The organism is Streptomyces sp. NPDC025833, from assembly GCF_055558055.1.
On sequence record NZ_JBVHNF010000020.1, the window covers coordinates 70,150 to 92,195 of the forward strand.

16 protein-coding genes are annotated in these 22,046 nt (G+C 76.1%); 5 read left to right on the forward strand and 11 right to left on the reverse strand.

Annotated features, from left to right (window positions below; genetic code table 11):
• Window positions 1-19: 19 nt before the first annotated feature.
• The 4 genes from ACZ4K2_RS30815 (at window position 20) to ACZ4K2_RS30830 (ending at window position 5,857) form a co-directional block, all read left to right on the forward strand.
• Window positions 20-649, forward strand: a complete 630-nt coding sequence (locus tag ACZ4K2_RS30815; protein ID WP_467478705.1) for a YigZ family protein — start codon at window positions 20-22, stop codon at window positions 647-649.
• A gap of 103 nt (window positions 650-752) precedes the next feature.
• Window positions 753-1,916: an exonuclease SbcCD subunit D gene (locus tag ACZ4K2_RS30820; RefSeq protein WP_467478703.1), complete on the forward strand. Its 1,164-nt coding sequence runs from the start codon at window positions 753-755 to the stop codon at window positions 1,914-1,916.
• Complete coding sequence (locus ACZ4K2_RS30825; RefSeq protein WP_467478701.1) at window positions 1,913-4,906, forward strand: AAA family ATPase; 2,994 nt, start codon at window positions 1,913-1,915, stop codon at window positions 4,904-4,906. The genes ACZ4K2_RS30820 and ACZ4K2_RS30825 overlap by 4 nt, the downstream gene beginning before the upstream one ends.
• A gap of 72 nt (window positions 4,907-4,978) precedes the next feature.
• Window positions 4,979-5,857: an NAD(P)-binding domain-containing protein gene (locus tag ACZ4K2_RS30830; protein ID WP_467478699.1), complete on the forward strand. Its 879-nt coding sequence runs from the start codon at window positions 4,979-4,981 to the stop codon at window positions 5,855-5,857.
• Here ACZ4K2_RS30830 and ACZ4K2_RS30835 read toward each other — a convergent pair.
• The 6 genes from ACZ4K2_RS30835 to ACZ4K2_RS30860 all read right to left on the reverse strand — a co-directional run bounded on the left by ACZ4K2_RS30835 (window position 5,791) and on the right by ACZ4K2_RS30860 (window position 11,946).
• Complete coding sequence (locus ACZ4K2_RS30835) at window positions 5,791-7,029, reverse strand: cytochrome P450 (RefSeq protein ID WP_467478697.1); 1,239 nt, start codon at window positions 7,027-7,029, stop codon at window positions 5,791-5,793. The genes ACZ4K2_RS30830 and ACZ4K2_RS30835 overlap by 67 nt on opposite strands.
• 33 nt (window positions 7,030-7,062) lie before the next feature.
• Window positions 7,063-8,454, reverse strand: a complete 1,392-nt coding sequence (locus ACZ4K2_RS30840; RefSeq protein WP_467478695.1) for an NAD(P)/FAD-dependent oxidoreductase — start codon at window positions 8,452-8,454, stop codon at window positions 7,063-7,065.
• Window positions 8,444-8,689, reverse strand: coding sequence for a ferredoxin (locus ACZ4K2_RS30845; protein ID WP_467478693.1), 246 nt, complete (start codon window positions 8,687-8,689; stop codon window positions 8,444-8,446). The genes ACZ4K2_RS30840 and ACZ4K2_RS30845 overlap by 11 nt, the downstream gene beginning before the upstream one ends.
• 158 nt (window positions 8,690-8,847) lie before the next feature.
• Window positions 8,848-9,519 carry a hypothetical protein gene (locus ACZ4K2_RS30850; protein WP_467478691.1) on the reverse strand — a complete coding sequence of 224 codons (672 nt, stop codon included), beginning with the start codon at window positions 9,517-9,519 and terminating at the stop codon, window positions 8,848-8,850.
• A 196-nt stretch (window positions 9,520-9,715) separates the two neighbouring features.
• Window positions 9,716-11,407, reverse strand: a complete 1,692-nt coding sequence (locus ACZ4K2_RS30855) for a DUF885 domain-containing protein (RefSeq protein ID WP_467478689.1) — start codon at window positions 11,405-11,407, stop codon at window positions 9,716-9,718.
• Window positions 11,408-11,460: 53 nt separating this feature from the next.
• Window positions 11,461-11,946 (reverse strand): Lrp/AsnC family transcriptional regulator, encoded by a 486-nt coding sequence (locus tag ACZ4K2_RS30860; RefSeq protein ID WP_467478687.1) that lies wholly within the window; start codon window positions 11,944-11,946, stop codon window positions 11,461-11,463.
• A gap of 60 nt (window positions 11,947-12,006) precedes the next feature.
• Between ACZ4K2_RS30860 and ACZ4K2_RS30865 the strand changes: the two genes are divergently transcribed.
• Entirely contained in the window at window positions 12,007-13,215 is a 1,209-nt protein-coding gene (locus ACZ4K2_RS30865; RefSeq protein ID WP_467478685.1) for a trans-sulfuration enzyme family protein, read from the forward strand.
• Between the two features lie 295 nt (window positions 13,216-13,510).
• On the opposite strand, the gene ACZ4K2_RS30870 is transcribed toward ACZ4K2_RS30865, so the two are convergent.
• The 5 genes from ACZ4K2_RS30870 to ACZ4K2_RS30890 form a co-directional block, all read right to left on the reverse strand.
• Complete coding sequence (locus ACZ4K2_RS30870; RefSeq protein WP_467478683.1) at window positions 13,511-14,953, reverse strand: GNAT family N-acetyltransferase; 1,443 nt, start codon at window positions 14,951-14,953, stop codon at window positions 13,511-13,513.
• 149 nt (window positions 14,954-15,102) lie between these two features.
• Window positions 15,103-17,811, reverse strand: coding sequence for a DUF7824 domain-containing protein (locus tag ACZ4K2_RS30875; protein WP_467478681.1), 2,709 nt, complete (start codon window positions 17,809-17,811; stop codon window positions 15,103-15,105).
• Window positions 17,808-19,217: an SWIM zinc finger family protein gene (locus tag ACZ4K2_RS30880; RefSeq protein WP_467478679.1), complete on the reverse strand. Its 1,410-nt coding sequence runs from the start codon at window positions 19,215-19,217 to the stop codon at window positions 17,808-17,810. The genes ACZ4K2_RS30875 and ACZ4K2_RS30880 overlap by 4 nt, the downstream gene beginning before the upstream one ends.
• Window positions 19,218-19,321: 104 nt before the next feature.
• Window positions 19,322-20,908 (reverse strand): alkaline phosphatase D family protein, encoded by a 1,587-nt coding sequence (locus tag ACZ4K2_RS30885; RefSeq protein WP_467478677.1) that lies wholly within the window; start codon window positions 20,906-20,908, stop codon window positions 19,322-19,324.
• Window positions 20,909-21,038: 130 nt separating this feature from the next.
• Window positions 21,039-21,869, reverse strand: coding sequence for an alpha/beta fold hydrolase (locus ACZ4K2_RS30890; RefSeq protein WP_467478675.1), 831 nt, complete (start codon window positions 21,867-21,869; stop codon window positions 21,039-21,041).
• Window positions 21,870-22,046 lie beyond the last annotated feature (177 nt).

Consider the following 22,046-nt stretch of genomic DNA (forward strand, 5'->3'; position numbering starts at 1 on the left):
GGTCACATAGGCTGGCGGGATGCAGGACGAGTACCGCACGGTCGCCCGGGTGGGCGTGCACGAGACCGAGATCAACCGCTCCCGCTTCCTGTGCGCCCTCGCCCCGGCCGCCACCGAGCAGGAGGCGCAGGAGTTCGTCGCCGCCGTGCGCAGGGAGCACGCCGACGCCACCCACAACTGCTGGGCGTACGTCATCGGCGCCGACGCCTCCGTGCAGAAGGCCAGCGACGACGGTGAACCGGGCGGCACCGCCGGGGTGCCCATGCTCCAGATGCTGCTGCGCCGCGACATGCGGTACGTGGTGGCCGTGGTCACCCGCTACTACGGCGGCGTCAAGCTCGGCGCCGGCGGGCTGATCCGCGCCTACGGCGGCTCGGTCGGCGAGGCACTGGACGCGCTCGGCACCCTCACCCGGCGCCGTTTCCGGCTGGCCACGGTGACCGTCGACCACCAGCGCGCGGGCAGGCTCCAGAACGACCTGCGCGCGACCGGACGCGAGGTGCGGGACGTCCACTACGGCGAGGCCGTCACCATCGGGATCGGGCTCCCGGACGCCGACGTGGACGCCTTCCGCGGGTGGCTCGCCGATGTGACGGCGGGCACGGCCGGCTTCGAACTGGGCGGCGAGGCCTACGGAGACGCCCGATAAAAGCGGCTAATCGGACATAGCTGGCCGACGGGGTGCGGGACGTGACGGCCGGTACCGGAGTTACCGGTCGTGCTGTCCGACCCGGCCGTTAGTCTCGGGGGCCATGAGACTGCTGCACACGTCCGACTGGCATCTCGGCAGGGCGTTCCACCGGGTGAACCTGCTCGGGGCCCAGGCCGAGTTCATCGGTCACCTCGTCGCCACCGTGCGTGAGCGCGGGGTGGACGCGGTGGTCGTGTCGGGCGACGTGTACGACCGCGCGGTGCCCCCGCTCGCCGCCGTCGAGCTGTTCGACACCGCCCTGCACCGCCTCGCGGACCTCGGTGTGCCCACGGTGATGATCTCCGGCAACCACGACTCGGCCCGCCGCCTCGGCGTCGGCGCCCGGCTCATCGACCGCGCCGGCATCCACCTGCGCACCGAACCGTCCGCCGCCGGCACCCCGGTGGTGCTCGCCGACGCCCACGGCGACGTCGCCTTCTACGGCCTGCCCTACCTCGAACCGGCCCTGGTGAAGGACGAGTTCGCCGTCGACAAGGCCGGTCATGAGGCCGTGCTCGGCGCCGCCATGGACCGCGTCCGCGCCGACCTCGCGACGCGCGCGCCGGGCACCCGCTCCGTCGTCCTCGCCCACGCCTTCGTCACCGGCGGCCGGGGCAGCGACAGCGAGCGGGACATCACCGTCGGCGGTGTGGCCGCCGTACCGGCCGCCGTCTTCGACGGCGTCGACTACGCGGCCCTCGGCCATCTTCACGGCTGCCAGACCATCACCGAGCGCGTGCGCTACTCGGGCTCCCCGCTGGCCTACTCCTTCTCCGAGGCCGACCACCGCAAGAGCATGTGGCTGGTCGACCTGGACGCGGACGGCGCGGTCGGTGCCGAGCGCGTCGACTGCCCCGTGCCCCGCCCGCTCGCCCGCGTCCGCGGCACCCTGGACGCCCTCCTCGCCGACCCGGAGCTGACCCGCCACGAGGACGCCTGGGTCGAGGCCACCCTCACCGACCCGGTCCGCCCCGCCGACCCGATGGCCCGGCTCACCGAGCGCTTCCCGCACACCCTCAGCCTGGTCTTCGCCCCCGAACGGGCCCCCGACGACCCCCGGGTCTCGTACGCCCGCCGCCTCGCGGGCCGCGGCGACCAGCAGATCGCCCGGGACTTCGTCGCCCACGTGCGCGGCGCCGGACCCGACGAGCACGAGGCGGCCGTGCTGCGCGAGACGTTCGACGCCGTCCGCGCCGACGACGCCGTACGGGAGGTGGCCCGGTGAGGCTGCACCGGCTCGACGTCACCGCCTACGGCCCCTTCGGCGGCTCCCAGAGAGTCGACTTCGACGTCCTGTCCACCGCCGGGCTCTTCCTGCTGCACGGCCCCACCGGTGCGGGCAAGACCTCCGTCCTGGACTCCGTCTGCTACGCCCTCTACGGCTCCGTCCCCGGGGCCCGGCAGAGCGGCCAGGGCATGGCCCTGCGCAGCGACCACGCCCCGCCCGGCACCCGCACCGAGGTCCGCCTCGAACTCTCCGTCGCCGGGCGTCGGCTGGAGATCACCCGGCAGCCCCCGTGGGAACGGCCCAAGCTGCGCGGCAAGGGCACGACGGTCGACAAGGCCCAGACCTGGCTGCGCGAGTACGACGCCCAGGCCGCCGCCTGGAAGGACCTCAGCCGTTCCCACCAGGAGATCGGCGCCGAGATCGAGCACCTGCTCGGCATGAGCCGCGAGCAGTTCTGCCAGGTCGTACTGTTGCCCCAGGGCGATTTCGCGCGCTTCCTGCGCGCCGACGCCGAGGCCCGGGGCAAGCTCCTCGGCCGGCTCTTCGACACCCGGCGCTTCGCCGACGTCGAGAAGCGCCTGGCCGAGCGCCGCCGCGCCACCGAGGCACGCGTGCGCGAGGGCGACACCGCCCTGCTGGCCGACGCCCACCGCATGCAGCAGGCGGCCGGCGACGCCATGGAGCTGCCCGAGCTGGCCCCCGGGGACCCGGGCCTGGCCGGGGCCGTCCTCGGCGCCGCCGCCGTCGCCCGCGCCACCGCCCGCGAGCGCCTCACCGTCGCCGGCTGCCGGCTGGCCGCCGCCGAGTCCGCCCACACCCGGGCCCGGCACGCCCTCGACACGGCACGCGAACTCGCCCGCCTGCAGAGCCGGTTCGCCGAGGCCCAGGAGCGCGCGGAGCGACTCCGGGAGCGGGCCGGCGACCACCGCGAGGCGCGGGAGCGCATGGAGCGGTCCCGCAAGGCGGAAGCGGTCGCGCCCGCGCTGGAACTGCGTGCGGCCGCCGAGGCGGAGCACCGCCGGGCCGCCGCCGCCGAGTCCCGCGCCCGCGGACCGCTGCCCGCCTCCCACGCCGACGCCGGCGCGAGCGGTCTGGCCGCCGCCGCCCGCCGGACCGCCGAGGAACTGGGCGGCCTGGACGCCGCCCGGCGCGCCGAGACCCGGCTGCGCGCGCTCGCCGAGGAGCGGACCGGACTCGACCGGCAGGAGCGCGCCGACGAGGACGTCCTGCGCGAGGCCGACGCCTGGCTCGCCGGCTGGGAGGACGCCCGCGCGGACCTGCGGACCCGCATCGACGCCGCCCAGGAGGCGGCCACCCGCGCCGAGCAGCTCGCCGTCCAGCGCGCCCCCATGCGGCGCCGGCTCGACGCGGCCCGCACCCGCGACGCCATGGCCGCCGACCTGGAACAGGCCGGCCAGTGCGCGCGCGAGTCCCGCCAGCAGGCCCTCGACGCCCGCACCCACTGGCTGGATCTCAAGGAGCAGCGCCTCGACGGCATCGCCGCCGAACTGGCCGCCCACCTCACCGACGGCGAACCCTGCGCGGTCTGCGGCGCCACCGAACACCCCGTCCCCGCACGCAAGGTCGCCGGACACGTCGACCGGGAGACCGAGGACCGCGCCCTCGCCGCGTACCAGCGGGCCGAGGAACGGCTCACCGAGGACCAGGGGCGCCTCGGCGTGGTCCGCGAGGCGCTGGCCGCCGCCACCGCCGAGGCCGGCGACACGCCCACCCCCCGGCTCGCCGCCGACGCCGCCGAACTGGAGCAGGAGTACGACCGCGCCCGCCGCGCGGCCTCCGCCCTGCACCCCGCCCAGGAGGAGCTGCGGCGCGCCGAGCGGGAGCACGAGCAGCGGCTCGCCGACCGCCAGCGGACCGCCGTCCGGGCCGCCTCCCGGCTCACCCGCCGCGACACCCTGGAGCGCGAGCGGGCGCAGTTGGAGTCCGAGCTGGCGCAGGCGCGCGGCAGCGCCGGCAGCGTGGCCGCGCGCGCCGCGGAACTGGAGCTCCGCGCGGCCCGGCTCACCGAGGCCGCCGACGCCGTGCGGGCCGCGGAGGACGCCGCCCAGCGCCTGAAGGAGGCCGACGCCCGCCTCGCCGACGCCGCCTACAGGGCCGGCTTCGACACCCCGCGGGACGCCGCGGCGGCCCTGCTGGACCCCGCCGCCCACCGCGAGCTGCAGCACCGCATCGACGCCTGGCAGCAGGAGGAGGCCGCCGTACGGGCGGTGCTCGCCGAGGCCGGGACCGCGGAGGCGGCCGCCCGTCCACCCGCCGATCCGGCCGCGGCCGAGCGGGCGGCGGCCGACGCGGAACGGCGGCTGCGCGAGGCCGGCTCCGCGCGCGACGCCGCCGACCGCTGCTGCGCCGAGCTGGACCGCCTCTCCGCGCGGGCCGCCGAGGCGGTACGCCGGCTCGGCCCGCTGCGCGAGGAGTACGACCGGGTGGCCCGGCTGGCCGCCCTCACCGCGGGCACCTCGGCCGACAACGAGCGCCGGATGCGCCTGGAGTCGTACGTCCTGGCGGCCCGGCTCGAACAGGTCGCGGCCGCCGCCACGGTCCGCCTCCAGCGCATGTCCTCGGGCCGCTACACCCTCGTCCACTCCGACGACCGCACCGGACGCGGGCGCAGCGGCCTCGGACTGCACGTGGTGGACGCCTGGACCGGGCGGGAACGGGACACCGCGACCCTGTCCGGCGGTGAGACCTTCTTCGCCTCCCTCGCGCTCGCCCTCGGCCTGGCCGACGTGGTCACCGACGAGGCGGGCGGCGTCCGCCTGGACACCCTCTTCATCGACGAGGGCTTCGGCAGCCTCGACGACCAGACCCTCGACGAGGTCCTGGACGTCCTCGACTCCCTGCGCGAACGCGACCGCAGCGTCGGCATCGTCAGCCACGTCGCCGACCTGCGCCGCCGGATCCACGCCCAGCTGGAGGTCGTCAAGGGCCGGTCGGGCTCGGCGCTGCGGCAACGGGGCCTGGACTAGGAGGGAAAGGGACCGCCGCACCCCCTGGGCACGGAGCCCGGCACACCCGGCGTCACCACGGAGGCGGCCACAGTGCAGCGCATCGGCATCATCGGAGTGGGAGAGATCGGCCGGGCCATCGTGACGGGCCTGTGTGACCACGGCGGCACGGCACCGGAGGTGTTCCTGTCGCCCCGGGGCGCCCGGACCGCCGCGGAGCTGTCGGAACGCCACGCGAGCGTGCGGGTGTGCGCCGACAACCAGGCGGTGGTCGACCGCTCCGACGTGGTGATCATCGCCGTACGCCGCCAGGACCAGGACGAGGCGCTCGCCGGGCTCCGCGTGGCCGAGGACAAGACCGTCGTCAACGTGATGTCCGGCGTCCCGTGCGACGAGCTGCGCCGGCGGCTGGGCACCCGGGCCACGCCGGTGCGGGCCATCCCGCTGCCCGCGGTACGCGAGCGCCGCTCCGTCACCGTGACGTACCCCTCGCATCCGGTGGTGGACGCGGTCTTCGACCGGCTGGGCGGGGCGCTCCCGGTCGCCGACGAGGCGGCCTTCGACGTCTTCTCCGCCCTGACCGGGACGCTCACCACCCACTACGCCCACCTCGCCGCACTCACCTCGTGGCCGCCGACCAGGGGATCGCCCCCGACGCGGCCGAGCGCTACGTGCGCGGGCTCTTCCAGGCCACCGGCCGCGCCCTGGGCGACGAGAGCCGCCCCCTGCACCGGCTCGCGGCCGACCACGAGACGCCGAACGGGAACAACGAACGCATCCGCACCACCTGGTTCTCGCCGGCCGACTCCGCGGCCCTCGGCCGGGCCCTCGACGGCCTCCTCAAGGATCTGCGGGCCTGGAGACGCGGCCCGGCGAAAAAGGGGCCCGCGGCCGGGCCGGGGCCGTCAGCGCAGTCCGTCGAAGGCGACGGGCAGGTGCCGGGGGCCGCGCAGCACGGCGTTCCGGCGGTAGGGCGGCGGGTCCTCGACCAGCCGCGGGTTCTCCAGCCGCCGGGCCAGCTCGGCCAGGGCGATCTGCGCCTCCAGCCGGGCCAGCGGGGCACCGAAGCAGCTGTGGATGCCGCTGCCGAAGCCGAGGTGCTGGATGTCCTCCCGGTCCGGGTCGAACCGCCCGGGGTTCTCGAACCGCTCCGGGTCCCGGTTGCCCGCGGCGAGGACCAGCCAGATGCGCGAGCCCTTCGGGATCGTCACCCCGCGCACCTCGATGTCGCCGATGCAGGTGCGCTGCGGCACGAGCTGCACCGGCGGCTCGTACCGCAGCAGCTCCTCCACGATCCTGACCGACAGGCCCGCGTCCTCGCGGAGCCGGTGCAGGACCTCCGGGTGGCGCAGCAGGGTGAGCATGCCGTTGGTGATCAGGTTGACCGTCGTCTCGTGCCCGGCGATCAGCAGCAGCACCGAGGTGCTCAGCACCTCCATCATCGTCATGGCGCCGTCCGGGCCCTGGCCGGCGACCAGGTCGGACAGCAGGTCGTCGCGCGGCTCCCGGGCGCGCTGCTCCACCAGCCCGGCCAGGTACATGCCGAGCTGCATCCGGGCCTCCTGCGCCGTCTTCCCGGCCTCGCCGTCCCCGTCACCGCCGGTGTCCGGGTCCAGGCTCGCCACCAGCGGGTCGACCCAGGTGCGGAACTTCGGTTCGTCCTCACGGGGCACCCCCAGCAGGCGGCAGATCACCGCGACCGGGAAGGGGTAGGCGAACTGGTCGACCAGGTCGACCTCGCGGGCGTCCCCGAAGCCGTCGATCAAGCCGGTGACGATCTCCCGCATGTCGCCCCGCATGCCCTCGATCCGCCGCGGCCGGTGCGGCGGCCCGAAGGCGCCGTTGGCGATGCGCCGCAGCCGGTCGTGCTCGGGCGGGTCCAGCCGCAGGAACGACGGCGGCAGTCCCCCCGTCTCCTCGGACCCGGCCAGTACGTCGTCGCCGGCCGCGGCCAGGTTCGCCGCGTCGGAACTGATCCGCGGATCGTGCAGAAGAGCCTTGATGTCGTAGTACGAGCTGATGATGTACGGGCCGCCCTCCTCCTCGTGGAGCACCGGTGTCCTGCGGAGCTCCTCGTACACCGGATACGGGTCGGCGCGGTTCTCGAAGTCGGTGATCTGGCGCATCATCGAGGTGTGCGGCATGGCGGTTCCTTGGGGCGTCGGGCCGGGCGGCGGTCAGTGGCGGGAGGGGTGGAAGACCAGCTGCTGGTCGGCCGGCGAGTAGCCGGTGAGCGTCACCATCGGGGGGTGGGTCGGCAGGGACGGGTCCGGGAAGTCGGCCGGCACCGGCTGCCGTCCCTCGGGACGCCGGTCCATCGTCGGGAACTCCACCGGGAACGGCGCGCCCTGCTCGATCTGCCGCTGGTAGAACTCCAGCCACCGCGTGTTGTCGAAGCTCACCGCGGCCACGATCCGCCCCTTGTACCCGTAGACGCCGACGAACCGGCGCTCGGCCAGGGAACCCTGCGTGATCATGAGCTGGTCGCCCATCGGCGGCACCCCGACCGACTTGATGTTCACCCTGAACATCGAGGACCAGAACGCCGGCATCCACAGGTGCGGCCGCCGGTCGGCACCGTCGCAGATCATGTTGTGCGCGGCCGTCTCCGCCTGCGCGACGGCATTGCCCCAGTGCTCCAGCGACAGGAACTGGTAGCCGAACAGCGCGTGCGGGGAGCGGGCCACGTCACCCGCCACGAACACGTCGTCCGTGACGATCCCCCGGAAGTCGAAGGCCCGGCAGCCCGCGTCGCAGGCGACGCCCCGGGGCCCGGCGCCCAGCCCGGACCCGGTCAGCCACTCGGTGTTGCGCAGCGACCCCAGCGACACCACGACCACGTCCGCCTCGACGACGCTCTCGTCGGACAGGTGGACGGCCCGCACCCTGCCGACCGCGTCGCCCTCCAGCGACGTCACCGTGACACGGGTGCGCAGGTCCACGCCGTTCTCGGTCGCGAGGTCGGCGGCGACCGCGCCGACGACCCCGCCGAGCGCACCCACCAGCGGCGCGCCCGCCCGTTCCGCGACGGTGACGGGGATGCCCCTCTCCCGGCACGCGGAGGCGACCTCCGTACCGGCGAACCCGGCGCCGATGACGAACACCCGGCGCGGCCCCGCCTCCAGCCGCCGGACGAGGTCGGCCGCGTCCTCCCGGGTCCGCAGCAGGCAGACGCCGTCCAGCCGGGCCTCCTCCTCCTTCGGCCAGGGCCGGGCCCGGACGCCGGTGGCGATGAGCAGCCGGTCGTACTCGACCTCGTCGCCGTCGGCCAGCCGGACCCGCCCGGCCGCCAGGTCCAGACCCGCCGCCGGGACCCCCAGACGCCACTTGGCGTCGATCTCCCGGCGGTGCGGCAGTTCGGTGTGGTGCGGGGAGGCCAGCCCCAGCAGCGCCGACTTCGACAGCGGCGGCCGGTCGTACGGCTCGTGGGGCTCGTCGCCGATCAGGGTCAGCTCACCGGCGAAGCCCTCGGCGCGCAGGGTCTCGGCCGCCCGCAGGCCTGCCAGCGAGGCGCCCACGATCACGATCCGGCCCTCGCGCCTGAGCCGTTCGACGTGGTCAGCGGCCATCGGACGCCTCCCGCGCGGCACCGGAAGCCGCGTCCTGGGCACCGTCCAGACCGTCGGCGGTGATCGCCTGCACCGGGCAGGCGGCGACGGCCCGCGCCAGCCGCTCCCGCTGCTCCTCGTCGGCGCGCGGGTTGTAGATCAGCGACTCCTCGCCGTGCATCGCGAAGACGTCGGGCGCGAGGAACGCGCACTGCGCGTATCCCTGACACTTGTTGAGATCGACGACCAGCCTCATCGACGCTCCGCCCTTCCGGTGGCCAGGTCCGGTGCGCGCCGCGGCTCGCGCGGGCGGCCCCGGACGGCGGTCTACCCCCGCCCGCCAGCATGCGAGCGCGGTACGGGGGACCGCGCGCCGGGCACGCCGATCGAGTGATCGGCGCGCGGGGGCGGGTGTCATCCGGCCGCCGCCGTCCGGAGCCGGTCACGGCGGCTCACCGCGAGGATGTGCACGCTGAGCAGCAGCGACCACGCCGGGAAGACCAGCTCGGCCCACGGGACGTTCGAGGACAGGACGAGCAGGACCAGCGCGGTGACGAAGCCCGTGACCGTCAGCCGGCGCGGCAGGACGCCGAGGCGGTGGCCGATGACCGACATCGAGGAGACGAAGACCGCCGCCATCCGCATGGCGTACTCCGTCAGCAGCGTGAGCGCGAGGCGGCGGCCGAAGTCCCAGGTGTCCGGCGGCGAGCCGGCCCGGTGACCCGCCGGGAGCACGGCACCCGCCGCGGCCGCGGCACCGAACAGCGTGGCGGTGAAGACCAGTCCGCTGCCCAGGAGGACGGTGGCGAGGAACTTGTCCTCGACCGCGCCGACGTGGGCCCGCACCGCCCCGATGAACCAGAGGAAGAAGATGCCCGCGAACGGCACCAGCGCCAGCGCCGCCCGCAGGAGGCCGCGCTGCGCGGAGTCCGCCGCCCCGGCCCCGGCAGCCGCCGCGTGCCCCTCCGGGATGCCCAGCCTGACCAGTACGATCGCCGCCGCCAGCAGCAGCGCGAAGACGACCCCGGCGAGCCCCGCGGCGGCCGGTGCCCGCAGCGCCTCCTGCCCCGGCCCCTTCTCCTGCATGCCGGCCCGCCTCTCCGCATCGGCCCCGGGCACCAGCTAGCCGCCCGGGCGCCATCCGCGCCACCCGGGAACGTCCGTACGGCCGAGCGGTACGGGGGCGCGGGGGCAGGGAGTGCGATGCGGCCGTGCACGGACCGGTCTGCGGGGTGCGCGGTGCCGGTCGCCGGCCCCGTCGAGGCCGGCGACCGGACCGGGATCAGAGCCGGGCCAGCTCGTCGGCCAGGTCGTCCAGGCCCAGCGAACCCTGCGACAGCGCCGCCATGTGCCAGGACTTCAGGTCGAACGCGTCGCCGTGCCGCTCGCGGGCCCTCTCCCGGCCCAGCAGCCAGGCCCGCTCGCCCAGCTTGTAGCCGATCGCCTGGCCCGGGATCGTCAGGTACCGGGTCAGCTCGCTCTCCACGAAGTCCGCCGGCCGGCTGCTGTGCGCGCCGAAGAACTCCTCCGCCAGCTCGGGCGTCCACCGCTCACCGGGGTGGAACGGCGAGTCCGCGGGGATCTCCAGCTCCAGGTGCATGCCGATGTCCACGATCACCCGGGCCGCCCGCATCATCTGCGCGTCCAGGTAGCCGAGCCGCTCCTCCGCGTCCTTGAGGTAGCCCAGCTCGTCCATCAGCCGCTCCGCGTACAGCGCCCAGCCCTCGGCGTTGGCGCTGACCCCGCCGATCGTCGCCTGGTAGCGGGAGAGGTCCTCGGCCACGTGCGCCCACTGGGCGAGCTGCAGGTGGTGGCCGGGCACACCCTCGTGGTACCAGGTCGACACCAGGTCGTAGACGGGGAAGCGGGTCAGGCCCATCGTGGGCAGCCAGGTGCGCCCGGGCCGGGAGAAGTCCTCCGACGGGGCGGTGTAGTACGGGGCCGCCGCGCCGCCGGGCGGCGCGATGCACGACTCCACCCTCCGCACCCGCTCCGCGAGTTCGAAGTGCGTGCCGTCCAGCTCCTCGACGGCCCGGTCCATCAGGCCCTGGAGCCAGTCGCGGACCTCGTCCACGCCCTCGATGTGCCGGCCGTGCTCGTCCAGGTGCGCCAGCGCCACCCACGGTGTGCCGGCGCCGGGCAGGATCTTCTCCGCCTCCTGCCGCATCTCGCCGAGCAGGCGGTGGAACTCGGCCCAGCCGTAGGCGTACGCCTCGTCCAGGTCCAGGTCGGTGCCGTTGAAGTACCGGGCCCAGCGCGCGTACCGCTCCCGGCCGATCACGTTCGAGGCGCCCTCGATCGCCGGCGCGTACACGTCCCGCAGCCAGTCCCGCAGCTCCACCAGGGCGCCGGTCGCCGCCCGCGCCGCCTCGTCCAGCTCCGCGCGCAGCGCCTGCGGCCCCGCGGCGGCGAAGTCCTCGTACCAGCCGCGGCCCGTGCCGCCCCCGTCCGTCCACTCGGTGAGCTGGCCGATGTACGTCGCCGTGGGCCGGGGCGCCGCGAACAGGCCCCGCTCCAGCCCCAGTGCGAGCGAGGCGCGGTAACCCGCGAGGGCCTCCGGCACCGCGCGCAGCCGCTGGGCGATCGCCGCCCAGTCCTCCTCCGTCTCCGCCGGCATCACCGTGAAGACGTCACGCACCGAGTGGCCGGGCGTGTCCATGTTGCCGACGTGGCGCAGGTGCTCTTGGGCGTCGTGGACGGCGAGTTCGGCGGTCAGCCGCTCCCGCAGCAGCCGCCCGCAGCGGCGCTCCACGTCGCTCTCCGCGCCGGGCCGGCGCTCCGCCTCGTCCAGCTTCGCCAGGGTGGCCCGCGCCAGTTCCGCGCGGGCTTCGTGACCGGCCGGCGAGTAGTCGGGCAGCCGGGCCGAACTCTCCTGCACTCCGAGGTAGGTACCGGTGACGGGGTCGAGGGCGATGAGGTCGTCGACGTAGGCGTCGGCGACCTGCCGGGGCAACGGGGTCTGGTTCTCGGACATGCGCCCCATCCTCGTACGCGGCCGATCTTCCCGTCACCCGGGTATCGGCGGATTCAGCTCTGGGCGTTGCCGGGCGGCAGCAGCGGCCCGCACTCCCACTGCTGGAAGATCAGCCGGGTCTCCACCCGGGCCACCTCGCGCCGCGCCGTGAACTCGTCGAGCACCAGCCGCTGGAGATCGGCCATGTCCGCGACGGCCACGTGCACCAGGTAGTCGTCGGGGCCGGTCAGGTGGAACACCGTCCGTGCCTCCGGAAGTGCCCGGATCCGTTCCACGAACGGGCCGACCAGCTCCCGCCGGTGCGGCCGGACCTGCACCGACAGCAGCGCCTGGAGCCCGCGTCCGAGCCGCGCCGGGTCGAGTCGCAGGCGGTGGCCGAGGATCACGCCGGAGCGGCGCAGCCGGGTCACCCGGTCCAGACAGGTCGACGGGGCCACGCCCACCTGCGCGGCGAGATCGCGGTAGGTGGCCCGGGCGTCGTTCTGCAACAGCCGCAGGAGATGCAGGTCCACCGGATCCAGTACGACGGATTCGGGCATGGGCCGAACGTAGCACGGCATCCGACGGCCAGGAGCCGTCCGTTGTTCACCCTTCCGGCCATGGACACAGCGAGCACCGGTGCCTACGGCGACGTACGCACCGCACCCAGAGCCCTGGCCACCGAGGCCGTGCACGCCGGCCGCGACGACCTCGCCCGCCAGGGACTGCACGCCCCGCCGATCGACCTGTCCACCACCTACCCCTCCTACGACAGCCGCGGCGAGGCCGCCCGCATCGACGCCTTCGCCGCGGACGGCGCCGACCCGGTCGGGCCGCCGGTCTACGGCCGCCTGGGCAACCCGACCGTGGCCCGCTTCGAGACGGCCCTGGCCCGGCTGGAGGGCACCGAGTCCGCGGTCGCCTTCGCCAGTGGCATGGCCGCGCTCAGCGCCGTCCTCCTCGCGCTTCCGGCCACTGCGCTCCTGGCGATGCGGCACGTCGTCGCGGTACGGCCGCTGTACGGCTGCAGCGACCACCTGCTGACCGCCGGGCTGCTCGGCACCGAGGTCACCTGGACCGACCCGGCCGGCATCCGCGACGCGCTGCGTCCGGACACCGGACTGGTGATGGTCGAGACCCCGGCCAACCCGACCCTCGCCGAACTGGACCTGCGGGCCGTCGCGGACGCCTGCGGTCCGGTCCCGCTGCTGGCGGACAACACCTTCGCCACCCCCGTGCTGCAACGGCCGGCCGAACACGGCGCCCGGCTGGTGCTGCACAGCGCCACCAAGTACCTCGGCGGGCACGGCGACGTGCTGGCCGGGGTGGTCGCCTGCGACGAGGAGTTCGCCGGGCGGCTGCGCAAGATCCGGTTCGCCACCGGCGGGGTGCTGCATCCGCTGGCGGGCTACCTGCTGCTGCGCGGCCTCGCCACGCTCCCGGTGCGGGTGCGGGCCGCCTCCGCGAACGCCGCCGAACTGGTCCGCCGGCTCGCCGCCGACCCGCGGGTGGCCCGGGTGCACTACCCGCGGCTCGGCGGCGCGATGATCGCCTTCGAGGTGCACGGCGACCCGCACGAGCTGATATCCCGGGTCCGGCTGGTCACCCCCGCGGTGAGCCTGGGCAGCGTCGACACGCTCATCCAGCACCCCGCGTCCATCAGCCACCGCATCGTGGACGCCGAGGACCGGCGGGGAGCGGGGGTCAGCGACCGGCTGCTGCGGCTGTCGGTGGGCCTGGAGGACGTGGACGACCTGTGGGCCGACCTGGACCAGGCCCTGGGCACCCCGGTCCGCACCCCGGTACCGCTGCGGGAGGCGGTGCGCTGACGACCACCACGCGCGGGGCCCCGCCCGGACGGGACGGCGGGCGGGGCACCGCGGGGGGGGGGGGGGGGGGGGGGGGGGGGGGGGGGCCGCCCGCGGGGGGGGGGGGGGGGGGGGGCCCCGGCGGGCCCGCCCCCGGCCGACGCGGGTCTTGCGTACGGCCGGCACGCAACCGGGCGGCCGCCGTGTCGTGTTCCGCACCGTAGACGGGCCGCGCCGGGCCGCGCCGGGCCGCCCCGGGCCACCGTGCCACCGTGCCACCGGGCCGGGTGGGCGGGCCGGCCCGGTGGGTGGCGGGTCAGTCGCGGGGCGCCGGGTCGGCGAGGTGCCACCCGCCGGGGGTGCGGGCCGGCCGGGAGGCCGTCCGCGCGTCGGCCAGCCGGGCCGTGATGACCAGCGTGCCCTCCTCGATCTGGTAGTCCAGCGGCAGCCCCAGGCCGCGCATCGCGGCGACCATGCCGGTGTTGGACGCCTTCGTCACCGCGTACACGCTCCCGCAGCCGGCCTCCACCGCCATCGCCACCAGCCGGCCGAGCAGTTCGCCGCCGACACCGCGCCGCTGCCAGTCGTCCTCCACGAGCAGCGCGACCTCCGTCTCGTCGCCGTCCCACAGCAGGTGCCCGAGGCCGACGATCCGGCCCGACGCGGTCTGCGCGGCCAGCGTCCGGCCGAACCGGGGGCTGAGCAGGTGGTTCAGATAGCGGTCCGCGTCGGCGACCGGGCCGTGGTAGCGCAGGCCGAGGGTGTGCGGCGAGCACCGCTCGTGCATCGCCCGGGCCGCGACGAGGTCCCTGGTGTCGACCCGGCGCACCGTGATGTCGTCGCCCTCGGGCAGGGTCAGGACGTCATGGCCGCCGGGCAGGCGCGGCCCGAGCCGGTTGTCCAGCTCCACCAGCGCCCGGGCCCGCGCGAACTCGGCCGGGGTGAACGGCAGGTACGGCCGCTCCACGCTGAGCACACCGCCCCCGGGCGCCGGCAGCCGCATCACGGTGTCCTCCAGCACGCCCTCGGGCGGTACGGCCCGCGGGCCCGGGCCGCCTCCGGCGGGTGTCCCGGGCAGTGACCGGATCGTGCACCGGCCCAGCAACTGGCGCAGCGCGAGCGGCAGCTCGGCGGCGTCCAGGGCGGTGCGGGCCGCCAGGCCGAGCACCCGGGTGGGCGCGTCGACCAGGTCGTGGGCGTCGGCCCGCTCGATCCAGGTGGACCTGCCCCCGGCCAGCGTGACCGCCCGGTCGATCCCGGCCGCCGTCAGCGCACCGGGCGCCCGCAGCAGGAACTCGTCCACCGTGCCGTCGGCCAGCGGGTGCGTCTGGAGGCTCAGGATGTCCACGCGCCGCTCGGCGAGCGCCGTGCACAGGACGGCCAGGGAACCCGGTTCGTCCCGCACCGTCGTCCGCATCCGCCACAGCGCGGGGGCCTCGTCGGCACCGGACGGTCCGGCAGGCCCGGGCTGCCCGGACGGCCGCGCGCCGGCGGCCGCCCGGGCGCCGGTATCACCGGCTGGCGGCGCGTGTCCGGGGCGGCGTGAGCGCCGCACGTGCAGGGCGGCCACCGCCGCCGGCGCCAGTGCCGAGGCCGCCAGCAGGGCCGGGCCGTCCGGGCCGTGCCCGGTCAGCGCGGCCACCGCGTCCGCGACGGCCACGGCAGAGAGGAGCGCGGCCAGTTCGACGACGCACCGGCGCCAGTGGTGCACGGGCCGGCCGTGCCGCGCCCGGGTCACATCAGGGATGTTCGGAGTCATACGGACACTGTGGAGGAATGGTGTTGCGTGATCGCGAACTGTTTGTGACCGATGGGTAAAGCGTGCTTAGGCCGCCTTTGTTGCGTTTTCCCGCGCAGGCCCCGCCTCCGCCCCTCTCCCGCGGGGGCGGGGGCCGCCCGGGCCGCGGCTCAGGCGGCCGCCCGCACCTCCAGCGCCTCACGCAGCCGCCGCGCCTGGACGACCAGGCGGGACGAGCCGCCCCGTGCCGCGGTCTCGGCGAGATGCGCCACGTCCCCCCGCGCCCCGGACCGCTCCGCGCACTCGGCCGCGACCGTCAGCAGGTCCCCGAGCCCCCGGGCCGTCCCGGACGCCGTGGCCGGGCGGGCGGCGGCCAGAGCGGCCAGCGGCCGCGGCAGGGCGTGCCCGAGTATCTCCCACACCGTCGCGTCGGCGCCCGTGGCCGCCGCCGTACGGGCCGACTCGGCCAGCCGCCGCGGCTTCACCGCGCCCCGCTCGACCAGTTCGCCCAGATCCGTGCCCAGCCGCACCGCGTCGAGCTGCCCCCGGGCGGCCAGCACCAGCAGGGCGTCCACCGCGGCCAGCCGGTCCTCCTGGTGCCGGGCACCGAGCCCGTACGCCACGCAGAGGTGGACGGCCTCGCCCGCCTCGCCGCCCGACTCGGCGAGCAGGGGGAGCACGGCGGCACCGCGGTCGCCGTCGATCGCAGTCCCGGCCAGGTCGGGCAGCAGCCGCGCCGCGACCAGCTCCCGCCACTCGGGGAGGACGGCGAGCCAGTGCGGACGTATCGTCTCGCTCCAGTGGCCGCAGTGCCAGCGGCCGGTCGCCGAGGACAGCGGGCGGCCCAGCGAGCGGAACTCCGGCGGGAAGCCCGACCGCAACTCCGGTACCTCGCCCGGCTCCACGAGGATCCGCACGCCCTCCGTCCGGCGCCGCGCCGGCTCCGGGGCGCCTCCGGTCCGCAGCCACCGGGTGAGCCGGCCGCCCGGGGCGGGGCCGTCGGCGGTCAGCCAGCGGGCGAGCCGGACGCCCTCACGGGTGCCGAGCGCCCTCGCGCGCTCCGCCGCCTCCCGGGCCGCGGCCGGGTCGTCCCGGCGGACCCGCAGCAGCGCCTGGCCGAAGTCGGCGGCGCCGACCCGGGCGTCCAGGCGCCGGTACTCGGCCAGGCGCGCCACCAGTTCGCCCGGCTCCAGCAGGCCCGTGCCCCAGCTGGGGGTGGCCAGGAGCAGCGGCATCGGGTCCGTCCGCAGCCGGTGGGCCACCTCCCGCAGCCGGGAGCCGAACACCCGGGCGACTCCGCTGTGCGCGCACTCCTGATCCCGCGGCCCCCGCCGCACCGCCGTGTCCAGGGCGGCCGTGCCCACCTTGCCGTCCAGCGTCGCGAGGAGCAGGTCGAGGCCCTCCTGCGGGGTGTCGACGGCGCCGTGCCGGCCGAGGCCGAACACGTCGTCCGCGCGCGGCCACCGGCGGAACTCCTCCCCGGCCCACCAGCGCTGCGCGATCACCGGCCCGAGCGCCTCGCGCAGCGCGTCCGCGTCCCGGTACGCGTGCCGCACCAGGCCGTCGAGGGCCCGCTCGAACGCGGCCACGTCACCGTCCGAGGCCAGCAGCGCCCCGACCTCCTCGGCGACCTCCTCCGCCGTCGTGGGCGCGGGCGCCAGCCGCACCGGCTCCGGGGCGGGCGGCAGCACCTCCTCGTACACCTCCCGCGAGCCGACCGCGATGCCCAGCGCGGCGGCGGCCCGGAGGCGCAACGCGGGGGCCAGCCGGTCGGCCTCGGCGGCGAGCCCGTCGCGCACCGGTCCGGGACCGAGCCCGGACACGTGCCGCTCCAGGAGCTTCAGCGCCCGCTCCTGGACCTGGATGTCCTCGTGCCCGAACGCCTGGGCCACGGCCGGCAGCAGTTCGGCGGCGGTGCCGGGATCGCGGGTGAGCACCTTGCCGAGCAGGATCAGCTGGGCCCGCACGAGCTTCTTCTCCGTGCGGAACAGCAGCCCCTCGGACGCCTCGGCGAGCTGCCGCGCGGACAGCTCGCCGGCCAGGGCGAGGGAGGCCAGCACCGCCTGGGCGTGGGAGGCGACGGGGGAGACGGCATCGCGGGCCAGCGCCGTCCAGTCCGGGACGCGCGCCCGCTCCTCCTCCTGGGTGAGCGCGAGTTCCGTCAGGCAGGGCAGGTAGGCCCGGTGGTCCTGGGGCCCGCCGCCGCGCAGCAGCCGGGCGACGCAGGCGTCGACCAGGGACGGCCGGTCCAGCAGGCCCTCGGCGTCCAGTGCGGCCAGCGCGCTCGGCCACCAGTCCGTCCCCTCGTCGAGCAGCCAGCGGACCTCGCCGGCGTCCGACAGGGTGAACAGCGCGCCGACCAGCGGGGCGAGGTGCGGCTCCCGGCGCAGCAGACCGGTCCTGCCGTCCGGGCCCGGGTCCGCGAGGGCGACGTGCCGCACCCAGCCGGTCACGTAGGCGTCCGTCACCGGCACCTCGCATCCTGACCGGCTGACCAGTGCGGCCATCAGCTCGTACGGCACGTCCGACGAGAGGGGGCGCTGCGCCAGCCGGTGCGCCACGTCGGCCAGCCAGTCCGCGTCCCGGGACTCCAGGGCGCGCAGGAGCGTGCCGGCGGACGCCCGGCTCCAGCGCAGGTCGCTCGCCGCGATCCAGGAGGCGGCCGCCGCCGCCCCCGTGTGGCAGGCGGCCCCCGCCAGGTGCAGCGCCCGGCGGGTGCGCTCCGAGCCGCCGCCCCAGGCCGGAACCCGCCGCAGCTCCTTGCGCAGCTCCTTCAACCCGTCGAGGCACGCCCGTCGTTCCGCCGGCGTCATCCCGCGCACCAGCCGCAGCGTGTCCGTCGCGCGCCCGTCGCGCACCGCGTCCATCAGCGTGTTCACCGCACACCCCCGTCGACCGTCGTGCCCTGACCCGCCGCGGCGCCCCGCCGCACCATGCGCACCGCCAGCGCGTGCTTGCACGGTCCGCGCCCGCCCCGGTACTTCGCCCACCACAGGCAGCTGCAACTGAGCACCCCCGACTCCTCCCGCACCCGGTGCGCGTGCCCGTCCTCGGCGGTCACCGTCGCCAGCGCGCCGTCCAGGGCCACCGCGCCCGCCGCGACCAGGTCCCGGGCCGAGCGCAGCCGCGGGTTGTGCCGCTCGACGCGGTCGGCGTCGTAGGGCAGCTCCCGGTGGAAGTAGGCCGCCTCCGCGGTGTCGTACCCCACCCGGCCCGAGGTGCCCAGCCGGACCAGGGCCGCCCGCACCCGCTCGGGCGGCAGGCCCGAGGCCGCCGCCAGGGCGGCCGGTTCGACGCGCGGCTCCCAGGCCAGCAGCACGGCGATCAGCTCGGCGTCCGCGGCGGACTCCTCCGTGGCGAGCGCGTCCAGCACACCGCCCTCGCCGGAGAAGCCGCGCGCGGCGTCGGGGGAGAGCGTGAGCGTGAGCCGCATGCCGGGCAGGACGACCTCCCAGGCGGCGGCCGCCGGGGCCGTGCCGGTACCGCCGGCCGGGGGGCCGTAGACGCGCAGGGCCGTCGCGTGCCGCAGCACCCGCTGGAGGGCCGCGAGCCGTTCCGGGCCGGGCAGGCAGACCGCGCCCGGCACCGCCCGCGTGGTCGGCCGCAGTCCCCGGCCCGCCGGCACCACCCAGCGCGGCCCGCCCGCCGCCCGGCGGCCGGTGCCCGCCTTCGGCAGGCCGCGCAGGAACCGCACCGCCTCGTCCGCCGGCAGCTCCGCGCGCAGGTCGAAGCCGGCCGCCGTCACCTGCGCCTCGGCGAAGCCGCGCAGCCACCGGTCGGGCAGCGGGACCTTCTTCTCCACCACGGGCCCGTCCAGCGTCGTCACCGCCAGTTCGTCCGGGCCGACCCTGAGGTGCAGCGGGTCGTCCGTGCCGAGCCGGGACAGGGCCTCGCGCAGCGGGTTGTTGACGTCGACGTTGGTCGTGCCGTGCCCCACCTCGCCGCCGTCCAGGCCCGGCGTCAGCACGTCCAGCCGCGCGTAGACCCCGCCGCAGCCGGAGAACGACTCGAAGCGCAGCCGGTCGCCGTTGCCCGTCACCACCGGGTCGAGCGAGGCGCGCAACTGCGGCTGGTAGTAGCGCGCCGCCGCCACGTCGGCCACCGCCAGCAGTGCCGCGGCCGCCACCTGCGGCGAGGTGAGGAAGCCCGCGAAGAACCGCGGATGGTCCTTCACCCCCGCCGGGGTCGCCCCCCGGGACGTTTCGAGTCCGAGCCGGTGCCCCTGTGCCGAGGTTTCGAGCACGGAGGGTCGCCGATAGGCCACGGCCTGTAGAGATCGCGTCATGGGAAGACCGTAGAGGCGACCACTGACAATCGTTCTGACCTGCGAAGAGGCGCGTGGGGCAGGCCGGTTGGCGGGCGCCGGGCCCGACGGCCCGGCGCCGCCGTCTACTGGCCGACGCGGCCCGGGCGCAGCGTCCGCGTGAAGAGCACCGTGCCGTCCTGCTCGCGCAGCCGCACCGTCAGCTCACCGCTGTCCCCGTCGATGTCGACCTCGCCGAAGAACTGGTAGCCGCCCGCCGGCGAGACGTTGGACGCGGTCGGCGCCTTCACGAACACCCGGTCCGGGCCGAAGGTGCCGTCCAGCGCGCTGGCCGGGAAGGCGCCCGCGTTCAGCGGTCCGGAGACGAACTCCCAGAACGGCTCGAAGTCGGTGAACGCCGCCCGCGAGGGGTGGTAGTGCTGGGCGGAGGTGTGGTGCACGTCCGCCGTCAGCCACACCGTGCCGGTGATCCGCCGGTGCTTGACGAACCGCAGCAGCTCGGCGATCTGCAGCTCACGGCCGAGCGGCGCGCCGGGGTCGCCCTGCGCCACCGCCTCGAAGTGGGGCCTGTTCTCCGTGGTGTCCGGGACCACGAGACCGAGCGGCATGTCGGCGGCGATCACCTTCCACACCGCGCGGGACCGGGCCAGTTCCCGCTTCAGCCACTCCAGCTGCTCGCGGCCGAGGATGCCCTGCGGGTCGGTGGTCTGGTCGTCGGCCGAGTTGGCGTTGCGGTAGGTCCGCATGTCGAGCACGAACACGTCCAGCAGCGGGCCCTGACGCAGCACCCGGTACACGCGGCCGTCCCGCGCCCCCGGGCGCAGGCCGGAGACGGGGAAGTACTCGCTGAACGCCCGCCGTGCGCGCGCGGCGAGGACGTCGACGCTCTTCTCGGTGTAGCGGGTGTCGGAGGTGGCGATGACCTCGCCCGGGTACCAGTTGTTGCGCACCTCGTGGTCGTCCCACTGGACGATCGTGGGCACCTGGGCGTTGAACCGCCGCAGGTTCTCGTCGAGCAGGTTGTAGCGGAAGTTGCCCCGGTACTCGGCGAGGGTCTCGGCGACCTTCGCCTTCTCCTCGGTGGTGACGTTGCGCCAGGTGCGGCCGTCGGGCAGCGCCTGGGTGGCGGTGATCGGGCCGTCGGCGTAGACGTTGTCGCCGCTGCACAGGAAGAAGTCCGGGTCCAGCCTGGCCATGGCGTCGTAGATGCGGTAGCCGCCGAGGTCGGGGTTGATGCCCCAGCCCTGGCCGGCCAGGTCGCCCGACCACAGGAAGCGCACGCCGTCCCGGCGCCGCCGGGAGACGGTGCGGAAGGTGCCGGTCACCGGCTCGCCGGTGCGGCGCGGGTCGTCCGGGTCGGCGAGGAGGACGCGGTAGTGGATCTGCTCGCCGGACGGCAGGCCGCGCAGCCGGGTGGTCCCGGTGAAGTCCGTGCCGGCGCCCAGCAGCGGTCCGAGCCACCGGCGCGGGTTGCGGAACGACTCGGTGGCGGCGCTCTCCACGATCATCCGGGCCGGCCGGTCGGCTCGCACCCAGACCAGGCCGGAGTCGGTGGTCACGTCACCGGCCTGCACGCCCCAGCCTGCCCGCGGGCGGCCCGAGCGGGCGAACGCGGGGGCCGCGGCGAGGCCGGCGGGCAGGGCCAGGGCCGCCGACGCGGCGAGGGAGCCGCGCAGGACGCCGCGGCGGCCGGGGAACGGGCGGTGTGACATGGCTGTGCCTCCAGGGGCGGGATCCGGCCGGTGTGCGGAGCCACACCTACTGGGGCGTTGCGGCGCGCACGCGAACCGCGGGTGAACAACCGCCCCGTGGGCACCGGTGACGGCACGCCGGCCGGGCCGTTCAGCGGCTGCCGTCCAGTACGACCCGGGCGACCAGCGCCGGGTCGTCGTTCATCGGGACGTGGCCGCAGCCGGGCAGCCGCACCAGCCGGGCGTGCGGGATGAGCCGCTTGGCGCGGACGCCCTGGCGGCGCACCAGGATGCGGTCCCGGGTGCCCCAGGCCACCGTGACCGGCAGGCCCGCCATGTCGTCGGTGAACCGGACGGTGGTGCCCGCCCGCAGGGTCGCCCCGAAGCCGGTGGCCGCCGCGAGCGCGAGCGTCTCGGCGACCACCGCGTCCGGTGAACGGCGCGCGGGCCGGGCGTAGATGGTGCTGGTCAGCGCGGTGCGCCCGGCCGCGGAGCGGGAGAGCCGCCGGACCAGCGGCTCGGGGAGCCCCCGGGCGGCGCCCCGCATCGCGAGCAGCACCCCGAAGGCGTACCGCCGCTCGGCCTCCGTCCAGAAACCGGCGGGCGAGAAGGCGGTGACGGACCGTGCGAGCCCGTGCCGGCCCAGTTCCAGCGCGAGCAGACCGCCCAGCGAGTTGCCGGCGACGTGCGGGCGCTCCAGGTCCAGTGCCCCGAACAGGGCGGCGAGTACGGAGTTCGTGGTGGGCAGGTCGTGGGGGAGGCCGTCCGGCAGCGCGGGGGAGGCGCCGAAGCCCGGCAGGTCGACGGCGATCACGTCGCGCTCGGTGGCCAGGATGTCCACGACCGGGTCCCACGCCTGCCGGTGGTGGCCGATGCCGTGCAGCAGGACGAGCGGTGCGCCGCGGCCCACGCGCGCGTACGACACGCGCACGTCGCGCGTGCCGTGCGCGGTGGTGACCGGGAAGGAGACGGTGGCGGACATGGGGTGCTCCTCGTCTGGGCTGCCGGCGGGCGTCGTAGACAGCTTGTCAGCAATTGCTACCGGTCGGTAGCCCCCGGCGCCGCGCCTCCCCGGCCCCCCGACGGATCCGGCCCTCGGCCCTGGTGGCCCGGGACCGCTCCGGGGCCCGGAATACGGCTGGACACCGGCGGCCCGGTC

Coding starts and splice junctions, on each gene's coding strand:
- ACZ4K2_RS30820 (WP_467478703.1), top strand. CDS start 753: ATGAGACTGCTGCACACGTCCGACTGGCATCTCGGCAGGGCGTTCCAC.
- ACZ4K2_RS30815 (WP_467478705.1), top strand. CDS start 20: ATGCAGGACGAGTACCGCACGGTCGCCCGGGTGGGCGTGCACGAGACC.
- ACZ4K2_RS30880 (WP_467478679.1), bottom strand. CDS start 19,217: ATGACGCGATCTCTACAGGCCGTGGCCTATCGGCGACCCTCCGTGCTC.
- ACZ4K2_RS30855 (WP_467478689.1), bottom strand. CDS start 11,407: ATGTCCGAGAACCAGACCCCGTTGCCCCGGCAGGTCGCCGACGCCTAC.
- ACZ4K2_RS30850 (WP_467478691.1), bottom strand. CDS start 9,519: ATGCAGGAGAAGGGGCCGGGGCAGGAGGCGCTGCGGGCACCGGCCGCC.
- ACZ4K2_RS30890 (WP_467478675.1), bottom strand. CDS start 21,869: ATGTCCGCCACCGTCTCCTTCCCGGTCACCACCGCGCACGGCACGCGC.
- ACZ4K2_RS30865 (WP_467478685.1), top strand. CDS start 12,007: ATGGACACAGCGAGCACCGGTGCCTACGGCGACGTACGCACCGCACCC.
- ACZ4K2_RS30870 (WP_467478683.1), bottom strand. CDS start 14,953: ATGACTCCGAACATCCCTGATGTGACCCGGGCGCGGCACGGCCGGCCC.
- ACZ4K2_RS30840 (WP_467478695.1), bottom strand. CDS start 8,454: ATGGCCGCTGACCACGTCGAACGGCTCAGGCGCGAGGGCCGGATCGTG.
- ACZ4K2_RS30885 (WP_467478677.1), bottom strand. CDS start 20,908: ATGTCACACCGCCCGTTCCCCGGCCGCCGCGGCGTCCTGCGCGGCTCC.
- ACZ4K2_RS30860 (WP_467478687.1), bottom strand. CDS start 11,946: ATGCCCGAATCCGTCGTACTGGATCCGGTGGACCTGCATCTCCTGCGG.
- ACZ4K2_RS30845 (WP_467478693.1), bottom strand. CDS start 8,689: ATGAGGCTGGTCGTCGATCTCAACAAGTGTCAGGGATACGCGCAGTGC.
- ACZ4K2_RS30835 (WP_467478697.1), bottom strand. CDS start 7,029: ATGCCGCACACCTCGATGATGCGCCAGATCACCGACTTCGAGAACCGC.